This window comes from Sphaerisporangium sp. NPDC049002, assembly GCF_040649355.1.
Lineage (GTDB): Bacteria > Actinomycetota > Actinomycetes > Streptosporangiales > Streptosporangiaceae > Sphaerisporangium.
In genome coordinates this window covers 1-4,469 of record NZ_JBEZFH010000350.1, presented here as the reverse complement: position 1 = coordinate 4,469, position 4,469 = coordinate 1, and the positions used below count along the sequence as shown (strand labels likewise).

The 4,469-nt window shown below is 67.3% G+C and carries 2 protein-coding genes; both read left to right on the top strand.

Features of this window, described 5'->3' with window-relative positions; genetic code table 11:
• Positions 1 to 1,179 (top strand): ATP-dependent Clp protease ATP-binding subunit ClpX (gene clpX, locus AB0B89_RS35110; protein WP_358561698.1); only part of this gene is annotated, 1,179 nt, incomplete at its 5' end.
• A gap of 288 nt (positions 1,180 to 1,467) precedes the next feature.
• Entirely contained in the window at positions 1,468 to 4,059 is a 2,592-nt protein-coding gene (locus tag AB0B89_RS35105; protein WP_358561695.1) for a valine--tRNA ligase, read from the top strand.
• The last annotated feature ends 410 nt before the right edge of the window (positions 4,060 to 4,469 follow it).

The window sequence follows — 4,469 nt, the reverse complement described above, 5'->3', positions numbered from 1 at the left end:
CTCGGCCGTCCACCGGCCGCAGGCGTCCATGTTCGGCCACGACTCTCCGAGTCCTCCGAGCTCAAGTGGGACAGTCTGCCCAAGCCAAGAGAGATCTACGAGTTCCTCGACGCCTACGTCATCGGTCAGGACAAGGCGAAGCGGGCTCTCTCGGTGGCGGTGTACAACCACTACAAGCGGGTGCAGTCCGGCGAGCGCGGCCGAGACGACGGCCTTGAGCTGGGAAAGTCCAACATTCTGTTGCTCGGCCCGACCGGTTCGGGTAAGACCCTGCTCGCGCAGACTCTCGCGAAGATGCTGAACGTGCCGTTCGCCATCGCGGACGCCACGGCGCTCACGGAGGCGGGCTACGTCGGCGAGGACGTCGAGAACATCCTGCTCAAGCTGATCCAGGCGGCCGACTACGACGTCAAGAAGGCCGAGACGGGCATCATCTACATCGACGAGGTCGACAAGATAGCCCGCAAGAGCGAGAACCCCTCGATCACCCGCGACGTGTCGGGCGAGGGCGTGCAGCAGGCTCTGCTGAAGATCCTCGAAGGCACGACCGCCTCGGTCCCGCCGCAGGGCGGTCGCAAGCACCCGCACCAGGAGTTCATCCAGATCGACACCACCAACGTGCTGTTCATCTGTGGTGGCGCCTTCGCCGGTCTAGAGAAGATCATCGAGTCGCGCATCGGCAAGAAGGGCATCGGATTCAACGCGATCATCCACTCCAAGGATGAGATCGACGCGTCCGACATCTTCGCCGACGTCATGCCGGAGGACCTGCTGAAGTTCGGCATGATCCCCGAGTTCGTCGGCCGGCTCCCGATCATCACCAGCGTTCACAACCTCGACCGCGAGGCGCTCATCCAGATCCTCACCGAGCCGAGGAACGCCCTGGTCAAGCAGTATCGCCGGCTGTTCGAGCTCGACAACGTCGAGCTGGAGTTCACCGACGACGCCCTGGAGGCCATCGCCGACCAGGCGATCCTGCGGGGCACCGGTGCCCGCGGGCTTCGCGCCATCATGGAGGAGGTCCTCCTCTCGGTGATGTACGAAGTGCCCTCCCGTCAGGATGTGGCACGCGTGGTCATCACCAGGGAGTCGGTCCTTGAGCACGTCAACCCCACCCTGGTCCCTCGCGATCAGCTGAACGCCAAGCAGCAGCGAACTCCTCGGGAGAAGTCCGCCTGATCGGGCGCTCTCTCCGACGACACTGACGCCATATGATCGCGGGCGGCCGACCGGCCGCCCGCGATCATGGCTTCCGGGGGGATTCAGCCGGGATATAGGGCGTTTTCGTGCCCAGGCCCCTATCACGGAGCCCTGCGGATACGCCGTCCCAGATCGCTCAGCGTAGTGAGGCCGTACTTATAGCCATGCTCAATATGGCTTTTGGGCACCTCGGGTCCGTATATCAGGTAAGGGACGGCCCGTGGTTAGGACACGGGCAAGGTGCGGGCCTCCCTACAATTGGTGACTGTGACAACGCCTGAGCTGCCAACCCAGTACGCACCCGCTGACGTCGAGACCCAGAGCTACGAGCGCTGGGTGGCGGAGGGCTACTTCACTGCGGATGTAGGCAGCGAGCGCGAGCCGTACAGCATCGTCCTGCCGCCGCCCAACGTCACCGGTGTCCTCCACATCGGCCACGCCCTCGACCATTCGATCCAGGACGCCCTGAGCCGGCGGGCCCGTATGCGCGGTTTCGAGACCCTGTGGCTCCCCGGCATGGACCACGCGGGCATCGCCACGCAGAACGTCGTCGAGCGCGAGCTGGCCAAGGAGGGCCTGTCCCGGCACGACCTCGGCCGCGAGGCGTTCGTCGAGCGGGTCTGGCAGTGGAAGGAGGATTCGGGCGGCCGGATCCTCGGCCAGATGGCGAAGCTCGGCGACAGCGTCGACTGGTCGCGCGAGCGGTTCACCATGGACGAGGGCCTCTCCCGGGCCGTCCAGACGATCTTCAAGCGGCTCTTCGACGACGGTCTGATCTACCGCGCCGAGCGCATCATCAACTGGTGCCCCCGCTGTCTCACCGCGCTCTCCGACATCGAGGTCGACCACACAGACGACGAAGGCGAGCTGGTCTCGATCCGCTACGGCGAGGGCGAGTCGTCCATCGTCGTCGCCACCACCCGGGCCGAGACGATGCTCGGAGACACGGCCGTCGCCGTGCACCCCTCCGACGAACGCTACGCCCACCTCGTCGGCACGTTGGTGGAGGTGCCGCTCACCGGCCGGCTGATCCCGATCGTGGCCGACGAGCACGTCGACCCGGCGTTCGGCACCGGCGCGGTCAAGGTCACCCCCGCGCACGACCCCAACGACTTCGAGATCGGCCGGCGCCACGGGCTGCCGTCCCTCCCGATCATGGACGAGCGGGGCGTCATCACCGCCCACGGTCCCTTCCAGGGGCTCGACCGCTTCGAGGCGAGGCCCGCCGTGGTCGCGGCGCTTCGCGCCGAGGGTCGCGTGGTCGCCGAGCGGCGTCCCTACCTGCACGCCGTCGGCCACTGTTCCCGCTGCAAGACCGTGGTCGAGCCGAGGCTGTCGCTGCAGTGGTTCGTGAACGTCCAGCCGCTGGCGAAGGCCGCGGGAGACGCCGTGCGCGACGGCCGCACCCGCATCCACCCGCCGGAGCTGGCCAAGCGCTACTTCGACTGGGTCGACGACATGCACGACTGGTGCATCTCCCGCCAGCTGTGGTGGGGCCACCGCATCCCGGTCTGGTACGGCCCCGAGGGCGAGGTGCTGTGCGTCGGTCCCGACGAGGAGCCTCCCGCCGGGTACGCGCAGGATCCCGACGTGCTCGACACCTGGTTCTCCTCGGGCCTGTGGCCGTTCTCCACCCTCGGCTGGCCCGAGCGCACGCGCGAGCTGGAGCGCTTCTACCCCACGACGGTCCTGGTGACGGGGTACGACATCCTGTTCTTCTGGGTCGCGCGCATGATGATGTTCGGCCTGTACGCCATGGACGGCACGCCGCCGTTCCAGACTGTGGCGCTCCACGGCATGGTCCGCGACCAGTTCGGCAAGAAGATGTCGAAGTCCTTCGGGAACGTCGTCGACCCGCTCGACTGGATCTCCCGGTACGGCGCCGACGCGACCCGCTTCACCCTCCTCCGGGGGGCCGGCCCGGGGTCCGACGTGGCGATCAGCGAAGACTGGGCCGCGGGCTCCCGCAACTTCTGCAACAAGATCTGGAACGCCACCCGCTTCGCGCTGATGAACGGAGCTACCGTCTCGGGCGCGCTGCCCGATCCCGGTGACCTGACCGTCGCCGACCGGTGGATCCTGTCCCGCCTTCAGGCGGTCGTCGGCGCGGTGGACATCGGGTACGAGGACTTCGAGTTCGCCAAGATCTCCGATCAGCTCTACCACTTCGCGTGGGACGAGGTCTGCGACTGGTACGTCGAGCTCGCCAAGATCCAGATCGCGTCGGGCGGCGAGGTGGCTGACCGCACCCGCCTGGTGCTGGGGCACGTGTTCGACGCCCTGCTCCGGTTGCTGCACCCCCTTGTGCCGTTCGTCAGCGAGGAGCTCTGGCGGGCGCTGACCGGGGGGCCCTCCGTCACGGTGGCCGCCTGGCCGGTCCCCGACGCCCGGTACGCCGACCCGGCGGCAGAGGGGGAGATCCTTTCTCTGCAGGAGCTCATCACCGAGGTCCGCCGCTTCAGGTCCGACCAGGGGCTGAAGCCCGGCCAGCGGGTCGCGGCCAGGCTCTCGCTCGACAGCACGGCGCTTGGCGCCCACGAGACCGCCATACGCGCCCTGCTGCGGCTGGACGACCCCTCAGAGTCGTTCGCGGCCACGGCACGGCTCGCTGTGGGCTCCGCCGTCGTCGAGATCGACACCGCGGGGGCCATCGACGTGGCCCCCGAACGGCGGCGCATGGACAAGGATCTCGCCGTGGCGCGCAAGGAGGCGGCCCAGTCGGCCGCCAAGCTGGCCAACGAGCAGTTCATGTCCAAGGCGCCGGAGGACGTCGTCGTCAAGGTCCGCGCCAGGGCGGCTCAGGCCGACGCCGACATCGCCCGGCTTGAGGCACAGCTGGCGGCGTTGCCGGCGAGCTGAGAGGACCTTCCAGGAGCCCGCGACCCCCAAGGTCGCGGGCTCTTGTGCTTCGGTCCGTCAGGACCCGAACTGGAGGTTTGGACGTTCGCGCCCCGGGCATAACGGCGGACTGACCTAAGTTGTTCATGACACGGTCGCGCCGATGCTAGAGTTCTACTCGCAGGGCGACGCCGCACTCCACTCGATCTGAGCGGAGACTCTGGGAATCATTCGGCTTCCGGAGGTGTTAGGCTCTCCTGCACTCCCGAAGACCTACCTTGGTTTGAAGTGCCACGCCGAAGTTTGACGAGGCCCTCCCGATCGGGTAAGTTAGTAGGGTTGCCCTGGAGACAGGGTGGTCTGAATCCTAGCGGGTTCGGGTGACTGGAAGTCAAGTGCCTGGAAAGGCGCGGTTTGCTCCCGGTTAAACG